This window comes from Haloterrigena salina JCM 13891 (assembly GCF_000337495.1).
Taxonomy (GTDB): domain Archaea; phylum Halobacteriota; class Halobacteria; order Halobacteriales; family Natrialbaceae; genus Haloterrigena; species Haloterrigena salina.
Genome location: NZ_AOIS01000037.1, coordinates 1 through 14,218, shown reverse-complemented (window position 1 = coordinate 14,218; position 14,218 = coordinate 1). Strand labels below are relative to the sequence as shown.

General features: G+C 66.8%; 15 protein-coding genes. 6 read left to right on the top strand and 9 right to left on the bottom strand.

Annotated features, from left to right (window positions below):
- Positions 1-298: 298 nt before the first annotated feature.
- The gene (locus C477_RS10655) at positions 299-2,233 is read right to left on the bottom strand and encodes a beta-CASP ribonuclease aCPSF1 (RefSeq protein WP_008894495.1); all 1,935 of its coding nucleotides are present in this window, start codon (positions 2,231-2,233) and stop codon (positions 299-301) included.
- 330 nt (positions 2,234-2,563) lie between these two features.
- Here C477_RS10655 and C477_RS10650 point away from each other — a divergent pair, with 330 nt between their 5' ends.
- Positions 2,564-3,049 (top strand): hypothetical protein, encoded by a 486-nt coding sequence (locus tag C477_RS10650; protein WP_008894494.1) that lies wholly within the window; start codon positions 2,564-2,566, stop codon positions 3,047-3,049.
- Positions 3,050-3,114: 65 nt separating this feature from the next.
- On the opposite strand, the gene C477_RS10645 is transcribed toward C477_RS10650, so the two are convergent.
- Positions 3,115-3,741: a hypothetical protein gene (locus tag C477_RS10645; RefSeq protein WP_008894493.1), complete on the bottom strand. Its 627-nt coding sequence runs from the start codon at positions 3,739-3,741 to the stop codon at positions 3,115-3,117.
- 228 nt (positions 3,742-3,969) lie between these two features.
- On the opposite strand from C477_RS10645, the gene nucS reads away from it, so the two are divergent.
- Positions 3,970-4,725, top strand: coding sequence for an endonuclease NucS (gene nucS / locus C477_RS10640; RefSeq protein ID WP_008894492.1), 756 nt, complete (start codon positions 3,970-3,972; stop codon positions 4,723-4,725).
- A 125-nt stretch (positions 4,726-4,850) separates the two neighbouring features.
- Complete coding sequence (locus C477_RS10635) at positions 4,851-5,345, top strand: hypothetical protein (RefSeq protein ID WP_008894491.1); 495 nt, start codon at positions 4,851-4,853, stop codon at positions 5,343-5,345.
- A 97-nt stretch (positions 5,346-5,442) separates the two neighbouring features.
- Here C477_RS10635 and C477_RS10630 read toward each other — a convergent pair whose 3' ends face one another.
- The 3 genes from C477_RS10630 to C477_RS10620 all read right to left on the bottom strand — a co-directional run bounded on the left by C477_RS10630 (position 5,443) and on the right by C477_RS10620 (position 7,345).
- On the bottom strand, positions 5,443-6,759 hold the full coding sequence (locus C477_RS10630; protein ID WP_008894490.1) for an MFS transporter: 1,317 nt from the start codon (positions 6,757-6,759) through the stop codon (positions 5,443-5,445).
- A gap of 132 nt (positions 6,760-6,891) precedes the next feature.
- Positions 6,892-7,158 carry an elongation factor 1-beta gene (locus C477_RS10625; protein ID WP_008894489.1) on the bottom strand — a complete coding sequence of 89 codons (267 nt, stop codon included), beginning with the start codon at positions 7,156-7,158 and terminating at the stop codon, positions 6,892-6,894.
- Between the two features lie 7 nt (positions 7,159-7,165).
- Positions 7,166-7,345, bottom strand: coding sequence for an HVO_2753 family zinc finger protein (locus C477_RS10620; RefSeq protein WP_008894488.1), 180 nt, complete (start codon positions 7,343-7,345; stop codon positions 7,166-7,168).
- A 284-nt stretch (positions 7,346-7,629) separates the two neighbouring features.
- Here C477_RS10620 and nreA point away from each other — a divergent pair, with 284 nt between their 5' ends.
- The 3 genes from nreA (at position 7,630) to arcD (ending at position 11,255) form a co-directional block, all read left to right on the top strand.
- The gene (nreA, locus tag C477_RS10615; protein WP_008894487.1) at positions 7,630-8,931 is read left to right on the top strand and encodes a DNA repair protein NreA; all 1,302 of its coding nucleotides are present in this window, start codon (positions 7,630-7,632) and stop codon (positions 8,929-8,931) included.
- Positions 8,932-9,274: 343 nt separating this feature from the next.
- Entirely contained in the window at positions 9,275-9,484 is a 210-nt protein-coding gene (locus tag C477_RS10610; protein WP_008894486.1) for a hypothetical protein, read from the top strand.
- A gap of 334 nt (positions 9,485-9,818) precedes the next feature.
- Positions 9,819-11,255 carry an arginine/ornithine antiporter ArcD gene (gene arcD, locus C477_RS10605; RefSeq protein ID WP_008894485.1) on the top strand — a complete coding sequence of 479 codons (1,437 nt, stop codon included), beginning with the start codon at positions 9,819-9,821 and terminating at the stop codon, positions 11,253-11,255.
- 42 nt (positions 11,256-11,297) lie between these two features.
- Here the strand turns inward: arcD and C477_RS10600 are convergent, their stop codons facing one another.
- The 4 genes from C477_RS10600 to C477_RS10585 all read right to left on the bottom strand — a co-directional run bounded on the left by C477_RS10600 (position 11,298) and on the right by C477_RS10585 (position 14,081).
- Positions 11,298-12,410: an AI-2E family transporter gene (locus tag C477_RS10600; protein ID WP_008894484.1), complete on the bottom strand. Its 1,113-nt coding sequence runs from the start codon at positions 12,408-12,410 to the stop codon at positions 11,298-11,300.
- A gap of 156 nt (positions 12,411-12,566) precedes the next feature.
- Positions 12,567-13,031, bottom strand: coding sequence for a DUF302 domain-containing protein (locus C477_RS10595; protein WP_008894483.1), 465 nt, complete (start codon positions 13,029-13,031; stop codon positions 12,567-12,569).
- 60 nt (positions 13,032-13,091) lie between these two features.
- Positions 13,092-13,790, bottom strand: coding sequence for a CPBP family glutamic-type intramembrane protease (locus C477_RS10590; protein ID WP_008894482.1), 699 nt, complete (start codon positions 13,788-13,790; stop codon positions 13,092-13,094).
- 6 nt (positions 13,791-13,796) lie between these two features.
- On the bottom strand, positions 13,797-14,081 hold the full coding sequence (locus C477_RS10585) for a DUF5789 family protein (RefSeq protein ID WP_008894481.1): 285 nt from the start codon (positions 14,079-14,081) through the stop codon (positions 13,797-13,799).
- Positions 14,082-14,218 lie beyond the last annotated feature (137 nt).

Here is a 14,218-nt window from a genome sequence, read left to right as displayed (position 1 = left end):
CGATTCGGACGGCCCTCGAGGAGCCGTTACCCTACTGAACCGAAACAGCCGCCGAAATCTCGCGAGAACAGCCGGTACCAGTGCGGCGGCCGACTCGAGCGCTCGCCGTTTTTTCGAGGCGAGCGCTCGAGTCGACGGGAAGGGCAGGCGACCGCGCGGCGCGCGGATCCACGCGCCGCGCCTCGAGCCCCTGGCGGCCTGCGGAAATCGAAGATTTCCGGGCGACCGGAGCGCCGTCGGCGCTCCGGTAGAATTGAAAAGGGCGAGCGGCCGCTGCCAAGCGGCCGCGAGGGCTTTTCTACAGGAAGCGGAAGGTCTCGAGGTTCTTCGGCGCGAACGTTCGCATGTCGTAGTTGTGGTACAGCGCCGAGGAGAGGTCCTGCGTCGACCGCTCGTCGCCGTGGACACAGAGCACCTTCTCGGGGCGCGGGTTCATCGTCTTGACGAAGTTCTCGAGGCCGGCGCGGTCGGCGTGGCCGGAGAAGCCGTCGACGGTTTCGACGTTGACGTTCAAATCGAGGGTGCCGCGGCCGCCGCCGTTGCCCATGGCGCCGACTTCGCTGGTCGGGATCTCGTCCCAGCCGTTCTGGATGCGTCGGCCGAGGGTCCCCTGTGCCTGGTAGCCGACGAAGACCAGCGAGGAGTCCGGATCGGGGCCGATGTGGGAGAGCCAGGACATGATCGGGCCGCCGGTGACCATCCCGGACGTCGAGAGGATGATACAGGGCTCGCCGTCGGCGACGTCCTGTCGCTCCTCCTCGCCGCCGTCGATGTGGTTGAACTCGTCGGCGAGGAAGGGGTTCTCGTCGTCGTGGAAGATGCGGTCCCGGAGGTCGTCCCGGAGGTACTCGGGATAGGTAGTGTGGATGGCCGTCGCCTCCCAGATCATCCCGTCGAGGTGGACCGGCATTTCGGGGATGTCGCCGCTGCGCATCGCCTCTTCTAAGACGAGCATGATCTCCTGGGAGCGACCGACGGCGAACGCCGGGATGAGGACCTTGCCGCCCTCGTCGTAGGTGTCGTTGATGATCTCCTTGAGATTCCGCTCGGAGTCCTCCTGGTCGGTCTGGTAGTCGTTGCGACCGCCGTAGGTCGACTCCATCACCAGCGTCTCGACGCGCGGGAAGTCGTTCGTCGCGCCGTTGAACAGGCGAGTGTCCTCGTAGTGGATGTCGCCGGAGAACGCGACGTTGTAGAGGCCGTCGCCGATATGGAAGTGCGAGACGGCCGAGCCGAGGATGTGGCCGGCGTTGTGGAAGGTGAGTTTGACGTCCGGCGCGATGTCCGTGACGTCGCCGTACTCGAGCGGGATACAGTGTTTGATCGCCTCGCGGACCTGCTCGGACTCGTACGGCGGGGCGCGTCCCTCTTTGGCGGCGACGTCCAAGTAGTCAAGCGTCAGCAGGCCCATCAGGTCCCGGGTGGGCTCCGTGCAGTAGATCGGGCCGTCGTAGCCGTACTTAAACAGCAGCGGGATCAGCGCGGAGTGGTCGAGGTGGGCGTGGGTGAGGACGACGGCGTCGATCGTCTGCGGACCGGCGCCGAGCGCCTCGGGCGCGTGGAGGTAGGGCACTTCGCCCTCCGCGCCGGGTTTGTCACCGCAGTCGATGAGGATCCGCGTCTCGGGCGTCGAGAGGATGAAGGATGCCCGGCCGACCTCGCGACAGCAGCCCAGCGTCGTGATGCGGACGTACTCGTCGTCGGACATCTCCTCGCGGTGGATCTGTCGGCCGACCTTCTCTAAGATGTCCCGTCGCTCGTCGCGTTCCTGTTTGAGGAAGCTACGGACGTTCGAGACGGTCGAGGATTCGATCGGCGGCGTGCGGACGACTTCGGGCGTCCAGCCGACGTTTTTGGTGATCTCGCGGAGCGTCGAGCCGTGGCGGCCGATGACCATGCCCGGCTTTTCGGCCTCGATGACGACCTCGCCGGTGTCGGCGTGGAAGTCCAGGTCCGTGACGCCGGCCTCTTCGGGGATGACGCTCATGATCTCCTCGCGGGCCTCTTCGGGTCGCGAGAGAACGCTCGGGTCGGGGCGGACGGTGATACGCTTGCGAAGCTTGCTCGCGAGTTGCCGAATGAGGTCGCCCTGTTGGGCGAACTTCTTCGGATCGCGCGTGTAGACCACCACTTCGGGGCCTTCGTATTTCACCGAGGAGACCGAGATATCGCTCGGTAGCTCGCTCGTGATCTCTGCTTTCAGATCGTCGAGTTGCTGCTCTACAGTACTCATAATCGCCGATTGTGGCTTGCGTGAACTCGCCGCCGGGGAGCGAACCGCTCAGGTCGATGTTGTCGGATTTCGGGATGTGGCGACGGTCTACCGACCGTCCGAACTGTATCGTACCGGCGATACCGTTGCGTCACACCGTCCACGTCGGACGGTGCAGTACGTCTCGCATCCCGGATCATCCGTCTGACACCTGCCGTGACGAACGCGCTCCCAGGTCGGTTGTCCTGGGTTGCGGGAAGATTCCAGGGAGAACCCGCTTATCCGACGCTATTCTTTGCGTAGTATAAAAGCCTTCGCAAAAACCAGGGCCGTTCGGTACGTACCGGGGGTATGCACCTGACAGCCGATCGCGTCGTACGGGAGCGAAACTGGGTCGCAAACCGGGCCGAAACCGTCGTTCCGCTCATTAACGACGTCCGTGACGACCTCGGGGACGTCTTCGATACCGACGTCGATCACGTCACCGAGGCGCAGTATCTCGAGGCCGTCGACGACGTCTTCGCCGACGGCGATCTGGGGGTCAACGTCGCCGCCATGGTCGCGATCCTCCGCGAACTCGACGTCGAGGGCGACTATCCCGGCTTCGTCGTCGACGAGATCCTCGGCCGGGAACTGGCCGCGACCGTCGCCGGCCGCCAGCCGCTGCGGACCCTCGGCGAGGCGACGTTCCACTACGCCGACCTGCGGGTCCACGGCGGGGCCGACGAGAACGCGGGCGTCGACGACTGCGAGGCGGCGCTGGCGGCGGGATTCCAGGAACGACTGCCGGGCTGGAACTGGACCGAACGCTCGAGTCCGTTCGGCGTCGAGCGGTGACCGGCCACTGACCCGCCGCGGACCGGTGACCGGCCGCCGACCCGCCGTCAGAACGAGACCCCGCGTTACTCGTCGCTTTCGTTGTCGCCGTCCGACTCGTTTTCGGCGGTCTGGTTCCCGCCGTCGGACCCGTCTGCGTCGGTTCCGGCGTCCGTTTCGTTGCCAGCGTCGGACTCGTTTTCGGCGCTGTCGTTCTGTTGCTCTTCCTGCTGTCGCCGGAGCATCTCCCGCTGTTGGGCCTGTTGTTGCTGTTGCTGAACGAACGCGTCGTACTGGTCCCCGGGATAGATGCCGCTGATCTCGCCCTCCCGGAGCGCGCTCATGATCGTCTCGTCAGAGCCGGTGACCCGGAGGAGCCCGTACTCGGGTTTGGACTCTTCGACCGTGATATCGCTGTCGGCGGCCGAGTCCTCGAACTCGGTCGCCGCCTCCTCGGTCAGGTTCCGCTGTTCCTCCAGCGCTCGCCGCTGGGCCTCCTGCTGAGTCATATTGCCGCTCTGAACGGCCGTCTGGATCTCCTCGTTGAGCCGCTCGAGATCCTCTTGATCCGGCGACACCGCGACCGTGACCGCGTCGCTCGAGCCGTCGTCGGATTGCGTCAATGCTTCGAGTTGGGAACAACCGGCGAGCGATGCGGCGACGCCGGTGCCGGCGATTCCGAGAAATTTGCGACGGGGATGGCCGTCTGTCATTCAATTCAAACCCATCGACGGGCGGAGATAAGGATTTTTGACAGCACGATAACCTCTCGTCGGTGAGGGCGGGTTTCGGACGGCAGCGACCGGCCGCAACATCGATCGGCCGCGAGCGTCACGGAACGACGCGAGCCGTCCGTACGCGGTCCGGGCTCCTTTTATTCGCCCGACGGCTATGCCGTCCCAGTGACGTCAGAGTCATCGACCGCGCGGTCGCCTCGAGCAGTGACCCTCGAGCAGCCGTCGCTGTCGGCCGCCCGCGAGGCCGTCGCCGACGGTATCGAGCGCGAGGCGCTCGTCACCGTCTTCGGCCGCTGTACCGTCGACTACGAGGGTCGCGCCTCGAGCACGCTCGAGGCGGGCGACCGCCACGTCATGCTCAAACCGGACGGCGCGGCGCTGGTCCACACCGACGAGGGCCAGCAGCCGGTCAACTGGCAGCCACCGGGCTGTGAGCACGACGTCTACTGCGACGGCGGGGACGCCGGCGGAAGCGGCGTCGAGGCGGACGCCGACCCCGACGCGCTCGTCCTCGAGAGCCTCCGGTCGAATCCCGACGAGCGGCTGTTGGTTCGATTCCAGCGGGTCCTGCAGGTCTCGACCTTTTCGGGAACCGACGAGAACGAACTCGCCCTCTCCGGGACCGAGGAGGACCTCCGCCAGCGCATTCTCGAGGAGCCCGCCCTGCTCGAGGCCGGGTTCACGCCGCTGGCGACCGAGCGCGCGACGCCGGCCGGCGCCGTCGACATCTACGGCGAGGATTCAGCGGGCCGGACGGTCGTCGTCGAACTCAAGCGCCGCCGCGTCGGGCCGGACGCGGTCGGCCAGCTCCGCCGATACGTCGACGCCCTCGAGCGCGATCTCCACGCCGACGCCGACGTCCGCGGCGTTCTGGTCGCCCCGTCCGTGACCGACCGAGCCGACCGGTTGCTCGGGGACCACGGCCTCGAGTTCGTCTCGCTGGAACCGACCGGCGACTGACGGCCGCCCGCGGCTCCCGCCGTGGCGTGGCGGTCCTCGCTGAGGCGACTCGAGCGGATCGAGGGAACTCAGTTGCCGGAAGCCGAAACGGAATTCTCATCGGGCTCCAGCGATAAGGACCGCCAATGCGACTCGAACTTCGCGTCTGTCAGCACTGTCTCAACCGCGACGACGGTCACGGGGGGAAACAGAAGGCCGAACTGCTGCAGGACATGGTCGCCTGCGCCGAAGTGATCCAGGAGTACAAGGACGTCATCGACCTCGAGGACGTCCACATCCGTCGGGTCCGCGACGACGAGAAGGGGAAACCCGAGGCGCTGCCGGTCGTCGCGGCGACGATCCAGAACGACCAGGTCGTCCTCAACGACACGCAACTCGTCGCGGAGGGCCAGGACGGCACCATGCTGCTGTACGCGAACCCCGACGACATCCTGACGGTGCTCGCCGGCAACGTCGACGAGATCAGCAAGGCGGTTCCCGGCGACGTCACGGTCGACCTCTCCGAGACGGGCGCGCGGATCGTCTCCCAGGCCGGCCTCGGCGCCGACCCGGACGATCAGCCCGGTCCCGACGCCGGCCCCGGTCCCGGCCCAGGTCCGGGTCCCGGCCCCGGCCAGTAACGAGACGTCCCACCGATCGTCCCGTCGGTTCGCCCGACGCATCGCCACCGAACCGGGCCGTCTCTCGGCCGACGGCCCGTTTCTTTTCTCGCGTCGCTTATCGTGCGCTCGAGCCCTCGCGCGACGACGGCGACGACGTAGCGTCGCGGTCGCGGACGAGGAGCCAGCACGAACAGCAGAAGGCGACGGCGACGGTCCCCGCGAGGATGCCGAAGGCGACCCGGTAGCCGTACCGGGTGTAGGCGACGGTGCCGCCGACGGTCTCGCCGGTCCGGTAGGCGTCCAACACCAACCCCATGAGCGTCGGGAGAACCGTCGCGCCGACGAACCCCGCCGTGTTGACGGTGGCCGTCGCGACGCCGCTGGCCGCGGGCGGATACCGGTCCTTGACGGTCGACAGCGACAGCATCGCGGCGCCGAAGAGGACGCCGCAGGCCAGATACGAGACGGCGATGATCACCAGCGGGGGGCGCCCGAAGACGGGGATCACGCTGAACGCGATCGTCAACAGGCCGACTCCCGCGGTCATCGGCAGCACGCGCCGCTCGAGTCGATCGGAGACCCAGCCGATCGCCGGCGGACCGACCAGCAGGCCGATCGATCCGAGGAGGGTAAACGAGGACGCGGTCGTCACGTCGAGGCCGTAGACGATCGCGAGGTAGGGAACGCCCCACAGTCCGATCAGCGTCAGTATCGCACCGTTGCCGGCGAAGAAGACGGCCGACAGCAGCCACTGGTCGGGATCGCGAGCGAGCGTCCGCAGGTGGCCGGCGGTCTCCGCCAGCGTGACCGACGGCTGCTCCGGGACGCCCGCGATGGGCTCGAGGCCCGCCGCGGCCGGCGACTGGCGCGCGACGACGAAGACGGCTCCGGCGGCGACGAAGCCGACGGCGGCCAGACCGGCCAGCGTGGCTCGCCAGCCCAGGGCGTCGACGGCGACCGCCAACGGCGTCGTCGCGAGGATCGCGCCGAGCCCGGCGACGCTTCCGGTCAATCCGGTCATCGTCGCGAACTCGTCGGCGCGGTACCAGTTGGCGCAAAATCGGAGGATCGAAACGAAGATGACGCCGCTGCCCAGGCCGATCAGCGCCCGCGAGGCGAAGGCCGCGAGATAGCTCCCGCTGATCGCGAAGCCGACGGCGCCGAGGCTCAGGACGAGGCCGCCGATCGAGCCGACGTACCGGGGTCCGAACCGGTCGGCGATCACGCCGGTCGGAATCTGGACGACCGCGTAGATGAGGAAAAACGAGGCGTGGAGCGTGCCGAGCTGGGCCGCCGTCGTGCCGAACGCGTCGGTCAGCCGGTCCGACAGGACGGCCGTCGACAACCGGTGGAGATTGACGAGCAGGAAGACGGTCGCTAGCGCGGCCCACGCGAGCCACCGCCGCCTAGTGGGATCCGACAGCGCGCTCACGCCTGTCACGTTTCACGGACGATGTGGTAAAATTGTGTCCCCGCCGAACGTGGACCGTCGAACCGACAGCCCAGCGGCTCGAGGGACTTCAGCTCCGAGAAACCGAACTCGATCGAGTGCCGATTCAGCGAGTTAGATACGGCCGACGTTCTCGACGCCGACGCTCTCGACGCCCTCGACGTCCGAGAAGCCTTCCTCGACGGCTTCCGTACCGCCCGCGCCGTCGGGGACGATCACGGTCGGGTAGAGCGCGACGAGACCGAACGCGACTTCCTCGCGTTCGACGCCGTTGATCTTGGCGCCCTCGGGGAGGGTGCTCTCGAGACGCTCCTGGAGCGCGTCCAGGTCGATTTCGGGGCTGTTCGGCATGACCTTGATTTTCGCAGCTACCTTTCCCATGGCTGTATTACGGACCGGTGAACCCGCAGTCGGGACACTCGTAGAGGTTGCTCTGCTTGCGGCACTTGGCACAGCGGTAGATCTGGGTGCCACAGTCGGGACACTTGAACGCGGCGGCGTTGGTGCCGGCGATGTTGAGCCCACAGGAGACGCACGAGCGCCTCTGGCTTTCGTCGGTCGTACTCATATCCCTTCTTTCCCGCCCGGCGTTTTTAACGGTTGTCTTTCGAGGGCTCTCGAGGTCGGCGCCGACCCGAGAGCGGACGCTGTCGAAACGCGATGGGTGCGGACGAAGTCGGCGTCGCGGGACCGGGTGTTTTCGCAGTCAGAAAATCCGCTGCTAGATACTTTACCGTCCACTCGAAAGAAGATGATGAGGTTCGGTGGGTGCCAAGCCAGGCCGGACCTCTGCCTCTGACATTCTGCCCCGAACTGCAACATTCAAACGGGCTCCGCCCCTACGGCTAGTGAATGCGCCTCGACGACTACATCGAGGAGTTAGAGCCCGACGAGGAGGCCCAGCGCCGCCGACTCGCCAAGGAGAAGTCCTACGAGATCACGGACCACCTCGAGGAGTTCGAACGGAACTTCGAGCGGGCGCTGTCCGGCGACTCGCTCGTGGGCTCGACGGCCCCCTCGATCTTCGTCGGGCGGTCGAACTACCCGGACATTCCCGTGGGGGTGCTCTCGCCGGTCGGCGACGAGAACGCCGCCGAGGAGTACGTCACCGACGGGAACTGGTACCAGGAGGGGTACGACATTCCTGACGTCCTCCAGCGTCGAACGGGACTGTTGAACTCGAACAAGCGCGCGAACGTCGACTCGCCGTCGATCGCGAGTCGGCTGACGCCGAACGTCCACGACGCCTGGGACGGCTTCGTCGGCGTCCAGCGCGAGGTCGCCATCGCGGATCGCCCGGTCGACCTCGAGATCGGCCTCGACGACACCCCCGACCTCGGCCTCGACGCCGGGACGGACGTCGCGACGCCGCGCGGGCCGCGCGCTAACGCCCGCAACGCCGAGTTGCGGGAGAACCCCTACGTCCCGAAGCCGATCAAGAAGACCTTAGAGGACGACGACTGGCAGGCCCAGGGCGCGATGACCTACCTCTACCGCCGAGGGTTCGACGTCTACGACATCAACTCGATCCTCTCGGCGGGCGCGCTCGGCGAGACCGACCAGCGACGGCTCGTCCCGACGCGGTGGTCGATCACCGCCGTCGACGACACGGTCGGCCAGTTCCTGCGCGGGCGCATCCGCAACGCGCCCAGCATCGACGAGGTCCAGGTCTGGGCTAACGAGTACATGGGAAACCGCTACTGGGTGATTCTCGCGCCGGGCAACTGGGAGTTCGAACTCGTCGAGATGAAGGCGCCCGGCAGCATCTGGAACCCCGATCCAGAGGGCGACACTTGGATGGCAAGCGCCAGCGAAGGATACGACGGGCGCTCGAGCTACGTCGAGGAGACCGCCGGCGCCTACTACGCCGCCCGACTGGCCGCCTTAGAGCACCTCGAGTCGATCGGCCGGCAGGCGAAGTGTCTCGTCCTCCGCGAGGTCAGCGACGACTACTGGGCGCCCGTCGGCGTCTGGCAGGTCCGCGAGAGCGTGCGCAACGCCTTCGAGGATACGTACGGCGAGGCCGAGACCTTCCACGACGCCGTCCGGGAGGTCGCGACGCAGTTGCCGATCTCCCACGCCCGCCTCCGGCGGAAATCCGAACTCGCGGCTGGGCTGCAGTCGAATCTCAGTGCCTTCTCCGCTCGAGAGTAGTCGACTACGGAACTCGTGTTCGGGACTGGTGATCCCTGTCCCACTCGAGACGGTCACTGTAATGGCGCGTGCTGTGCCGAGGTGAGCGCATAGCGAGCCGCGGCACGAAGTCACGCGAGGGATGAGCGAACGAGCGGAGCGCGGCGCAGCGCGCCGCGGAATGGCGAACGGTGAAGCCGTGAGCCTGCGCGTGAGTGAATCGGCTGGGGAGGGAGTGGCCACTCCCCGTTGCCACGATAGCAGGACGCTTCGTTTCAGTACGCTCCCCCCTCGAGCACACTACTCAACGAGCCGTGTGACTACGAACCCGCACGCCTAAATCGCTCGAGCGCGTCCGGTCGGTATGGCTCTGGCGCTCGTCAGCACCGAATTCCTCACCGCGATGGGACTGCTGGTCGTCCTCGTCGGCGTCCCGCTGTTCGTTCTCGGGGTCATCGCCCTCGTCACGGGGTACATCCAGTACGACGCCGAGCGGTATCTCGAGGAACTCGAGGCAGCTGAGGCCGCCGAAGTCGCCGAGGTCGCCGAAGACGGTGAATTGGCCGACGACTGACGCGAACGAGATCGGGTCCGCCGATCGGTTTCGGCTCACTCGAGTTGTATCGCGTCGTCTCGAGTCCCCCTCGAACGATCCGTTCGCTTTCCGCCGAGACCTCGCGTTCCTCGTTCACCGCCGAGCGTTGTCGGCCACTGATCGGTCCCCTTCTCGCTGACTGACATCGGACGTTTTTGTGCATCTGTAGTCGCCGATATTCACTGGCTTCCACCGCTGTACCCTCGGACGACGTCGTTCAGCAGACCTGTAAGACTGCCGTCGACATTCTCCGATGAATTATTATTAATAATAAGGCGCGCCTCTTTTATTCCCAAGACGCATACGACGGGTGATGGCACTCGATTTCACTCCGACGACGGTCGAGGACCTCGAACCGGAGCGACGGCCCTCCGTCGCGCTCGCGTTCGTCCCGGTGCTGGCCGTCGTCTTCTTCCTCGGCGTGGGATCCGCCGTACTCGGGCTGGACCCCCACGTCCCCCTGCTGTGGAGTATCGTCTTCACGGGCGCCTTCGGGTATTACCTGGGCTACTCGTGGGAGGACCTCTACGAGGGCGTCGCTAACAGCCTCCTGATGGGACTGCAGGCGCTGTTGATCATCTTCACGATTTACGCGCTGATCGCGACCTGGGTCGACGCCGGGACGATTCCGGCGATGATGTACTACGGCCTCGAGTTGCTCTCGCCGTCGGTGTTCCTGCCGGTCGCCGCGGTGCTGGCCGCGATCGTCGCGTTCTCGATCGGGTCCTCGTGGACGACGGTCGGGACGCTGGGCGTCGCCTTCGTCGGCATCGGCGAGGGACTGGGCGTGCCCGCGGCGATGACCGTCGGTGCGGTCCTCTCGGGGTCCTACGCCGGCGACAAGCAGTCGCCGCTGTCGGACACGACGAACCTCGCGGCCGGCGTGACGAACACGCCGCTGTACGACCACATTCGCCGGATGCGAACCGGGACGGTCATCGCCTTCGGGGTGGCCGTCGCGATCTTCGCCGTCCTCGGCCTGCAGGCCAGCGGGAGCGTCCCGACTGACCGCGTCGCCGAGATACAGACCGCGCTGGCCGGGTCCTACTCCGTCACGCCGCTGGCGTTCATCCCGCTCGTGGTCACCTTCGGGCTCGCGCTGCGAGGCTATCCGGCCCTGCCGACGCTCGTCGGCGGGACCATCGCGGGCGTCCTCACGTCGATCCTCCTCCAGGGGACCGGCTTCGTCCCCGCGTGGGAGATCTTCATGGGCGGCACCGCCCCCGAAACGGGGTCGGGTCTGGTCGACGACTTGCTCGCGACCGGCGGGCTCACCGGCTCGGCCTGGACGATCACGGTCGTCGTCGCGGCGCTCTCGCTCGGGGGCCTGCTCGAGAAAACCGGCGTGCTCGCGGTGCTGGCCCATCGCCTCTCGCAGGGCGTCCGGAGCTCCGGCAGCCTGATCGCCGGCACCGGCGTCTCCGCGATCGCGATCAACGTACTGACAGCCCAACAGTACATGAGCATCGTCCTCCCCGGAATGACGCTGCGGAACCTCTACGAGGAGTTCGGACTGGACAGCGACGAACTCTCGCGGGCCGTCGAGGCCGCCGGGACGCCGACCGGCGCGCTCCTTCCGTGGCACGCCGGCGGCGTCTTCATGGCCTCCGCGACCGGCGTCCCGACCCTCGAGTACGCGCCGTTCTACCTGTTCGGGTTCCTGTCGCCGCTCGTGTTGTTCGCGATGGCCCTGACCGGGTTCGGCGTGCCGACGACCCGCCGAACCGAGCGCGTCCACACCGCCGACTGACGCCGGTTCGATCTTTTTCCGAAGAACACCGGTCCCGAGCGGTCAGTCCGCGCCGTCGGACTCTGGAAGCGGTTTCTCGGCCCCGCTCGCCGCGGGTCCGGGGCTCGCGTCGGGTTCGGGGTCCGTCCACTGGTCGCCGTCTTCGCCGGAGACTCTGGTGAAGACGCTGATACCGGCTTTGAACACCGCGAGCAGGACCGGTCCGAGGAACAGCCCCATGATGCCAAGCAGGTAGATCCCGCCGATGACGCCGACGATGACGGCGGCCGGGTGGAGGCCGGAGCCGCGATCGACGAAGATCGCCCGCAGGTAGTTGTCGATCAGCGCGAGGACCGTGAGGCCGTAGGCGAGGAGAACGACGGCGGCGAGCGGGTCGCCGACCGTCGCGAGATACCCCGCGGCGGGCCCCCAGACCAGCCAGACGCCGATCGCCGGCAGGAACGAGAGCAAGATCATGATCACCGTCCAGAAGGCCGCGTTCGGGACGCCGACCACGGCGAGCCCGATTCCGCCGAGGAGCCCCTGAACGACCGCGACGAGGACGTGACTGTAGATCACGGCCCAGGTGACGACGCGGACCTCCGCGAACAGTTCGTCGCGGACGGCGGGGTCGAGCGGGACGACGTCGCCGAGCCAGGCGACGAGATCGTCCCCGTCGACGAGCAGGTAGTAGAGCAGGAAGACGCAGACGGACAGCCCGATCGCCATCTCGAGGCTGGCGTTGACCAGCCGAATCAGTTCGCCCAGTGCGAGTTCGACCGCGCTCGAGAGCGAGGACTCGATCTCGGTGTGAACCGCCGTCTCGATCGCGTCGATCTGCTGGGCCTCGAGACCGAGGCCGTTTTCGGCGATCCCGCGGGCGCTCTCGACGACGCTCGCTTCGTCGAACTCGTCGAGAAAAGAGACGGCGGTGCCCCAAACGACGGCCGAGATGACCAACAGCGGGACGACGGCGGCCAGGACGGCGACCCCGGTCAACAGGATCGCCGACGGCCGCGGACCGAGCTTCGGCTCGAGGCGCTCGTGGGCGGGACGGAGGACGAACGCGAGGAGCCCGGCGGCCAGCACGTACTGCAACAACGGGGCGATGACCAGGGTCGAGAGCACCCCGAGAACCACGAGCAGGAGGGCGAAAAACGCGGTGCGGAGGTCCATACGAAAACATCATTCGCGACGTACGTAAATGTTGTTGACACCTATTACGGATAATTATGTGGCCGTATATAGCTGACAATGCCGGTAGAACGATCGTCGAAGCGGTCGACGAAGGTCGCTGACGGCGCGCACGCGGCGACGACGCGAGACGACGCGTCAGTCGGTGACGTCGGTCTCGACCGAGTCGAACCGGTCGAACGCCTCCGCGGTGAGGTCGCCGGTGGTGTCGACGATGTCGGCCCACTCGTCGTTGTCCGGCGCCATCCCGAGTAAGCGCGCGATTTTCATGATCGAGGCGTGGTAGACCCGCTGACGGCCCGGTTCCTCCTCCCAGATGATCATGTTACAGGGGAAGAGACCGCCGATTCGAAGTGTTTCGTCCAACGCTCGATCGGCGATTTCCGGGTTGCAGGCTCCGAGGACGTAGTAGGGATCGCGGTCCGCATCGACCTTCTCGTTGAGGAGTTCCGAGGGGGAGAACTCGACGGGGATGCCGAAGCCGACGTCCGTACAGACCTCGCGGACGTGTTCGATCGCCTCCTCGTGGTCCATCTCGAGGACGGCCTGCTTCTCGCCGAATTCGTCGGGATCGATCGTCTCGGGGTCGATCGGGAGACTCATACGTGAGCCATCGACCGGCCGTCACAAAAGCGCCCCGCCGCGCGGCCACCGTCGCGGCGTTCAGATCGGCACCGGGAGCCACTCGAGGAGTTCGATCACCGGCGTCGGATCGAACAGCGGGTCGTGGAGGACGAGCCAGTCGAGTAAGACCAGCCCCGCACCGTGGGCGATCACGGACGGCAAGATCGAGTTCGACTCGTAGTCGACGGTCCCGAAGAGGACGTCCGTCGGCCCCGACAGCAGGAACTCGATCGGCGGTTTGCCGGCGTGGTGGAGCATGTAGACGACGGGGCTGATGAACACCGCCTTGCGGCCGATCTCCCTGACGCCGACACAGAGGAGGCCGCGGTAGTAGGTCTCGGCGGCCAGCGCGAGGCCGAACAGCTGGATCGCGTGCGGGACGAACTCGCCGAGCGCCGCCGATGTCTCCCACATCGGGTAGTAGTCGCGGATCGTCGGCAGCGTCGAGCCGACCAGATAGAAGGGGAAAACGAACAGCGAGAGCAGGACGGCGTTTCGGACCGCGACGCGATCGACGTGCCAACCGAGGTGTCTCCCGTGAGTCAGCCCCAGCGCCAGCGGGCCGCCGACGAGCACGACGGTGTCGACGACGAACCGCCGGGAGAGTTCGGGCGGCACGAGGTGCATCCACAGGACCGTCAGCAACGCGCCGGCCAACAGCGACTTCTGGACCCACGAGAGGCGATCGAACTGATCGCGAAGCCAGCGACCGCCGCTTCGAGTCCGTTCCGTCGCCACGGGTCGTTACTCGTCCGCGGTCGGGACCGGGCCGGTGCCGATGACCGCCCGGACGTGCTTTTCGAACTCCTGATGGCGCTGGAAGTACGTCTCGTCGATCGCCTCGATGACGGTCGACAGCTCCTGGGGGCCCTCGGGCGTTCGAATGACGCTGTCGCCCTCGAGGCGGTCGATCTCGCTCTTTTCTTTCGGCCAGGTCAGCCGGGAGGTGACGCGGGCGAGCGGTGCGCCCTCGACGGGCGTTCGGTCGCCGAGTTCGACTGCCGGCTCCTCCTCGTCCTCGTCGCTCATAGGCGGCCGTTTGCGTGCCCGTCGATTCAAGCTTTCGTTTCCGGGGGTCGGCGACCTCTCTATCTTGCGAGATGTGTCTGACGTAGCGTTTTGTGGTGGGAGGTCGAACCCGTCGGTCATGACAAGCCTGACGGAGG

What these genes read in the sequence shown, in the direction of transcription:
- C477_RS10655 (WP_008894495.1), bottom strand. Translation starts at nt 2,233, where the DNA reads ATGAGTACTGTAGAGCAGCAACTCGACGATCTGAAAGCAGAGATCACG.
- C477_RS10650 (WP_008894494.1), top strand. Translation starts at nt 2,564, where the DNA reads ATGCACCTGACAGCCGATCGCGTCGTACGGGAGCGAAACTGGGTCGCA.
- C477_RS10645 (WP_008894493.1), bottom strand. Translation starts at nt 3,741, where the DNA reads ATGACAGACGGCCATCCCCGTCGCAAATTTCTCGGAATCGCCGGCACC.
- C477_RS10635 (WP_008894491.1), top strand. Translation starts at nt 4,851, where the DNA reads ATGCGACTCGAACTTCGCGTCTGTCAGCACTGTCTCAACCGCGACGAC.
- C477_RS10625 (WP_008894489.1), bottom strand. Translation starts at nt 7,158, where the DNA reads ATGGGAAAGGTAGCTGCGAAAATCAAGGTCATGCCGAACAGCCCCGAA.
- C477_RS10620 (WP_008894488.1), bottom strand. Translation starts at nt 7,345, where the DNA reads ATGAGTACGACCGACGAAAGCCAGAGGCGCTCGTGCGTCTCCTGTGGG.
- nreA (WP_008894487.1), top strand. Translation starts at nt 7,630, where the DNA reads ATGCGCCTCGACGACTACATCGAGGAGTTAGAGCCCGACGAGGAGGCC.
- C477_RS10610 (WP_008894486.1), top strand. Translation starts at nt 9,275, where the DNA reads ATGGCTCTGGCGCTCGTCAGCACCGAATTCCTCACCGCGATGGGACTG.
- arcD (WP_008894485.1), top strand. Translation starts at nt 9,819, where the DNA reads ATGGCACTCGATTTCACTCCGACGACGGTCGAGGACCTCGAACCGGAG.
- C477_RS10600 (WP_008894484.1), bottom strand. Translation starts at nt 12,410, where the DNA reads ATGGACCTCCGCACCGCGTTTTTCGCCCTCCTGCTCGTGGTTCTCGGG.
- C477_RS10595 (WP_008894483.1), bottom strand. Translation starts at nt 13,031, where the DNA reads ATGAGTCTCCCGATCGACCCCGAGACGATCGATCCCGACGAATTCGGC.
- C477_RS10585 (WP_008894481.1), bottom strand. Translation starts at nt 14,081, where the DNA reads ATGAGCGACGAGGACGAGGAGGAGCCGGCAGTCGAACTCGGCGACCGA.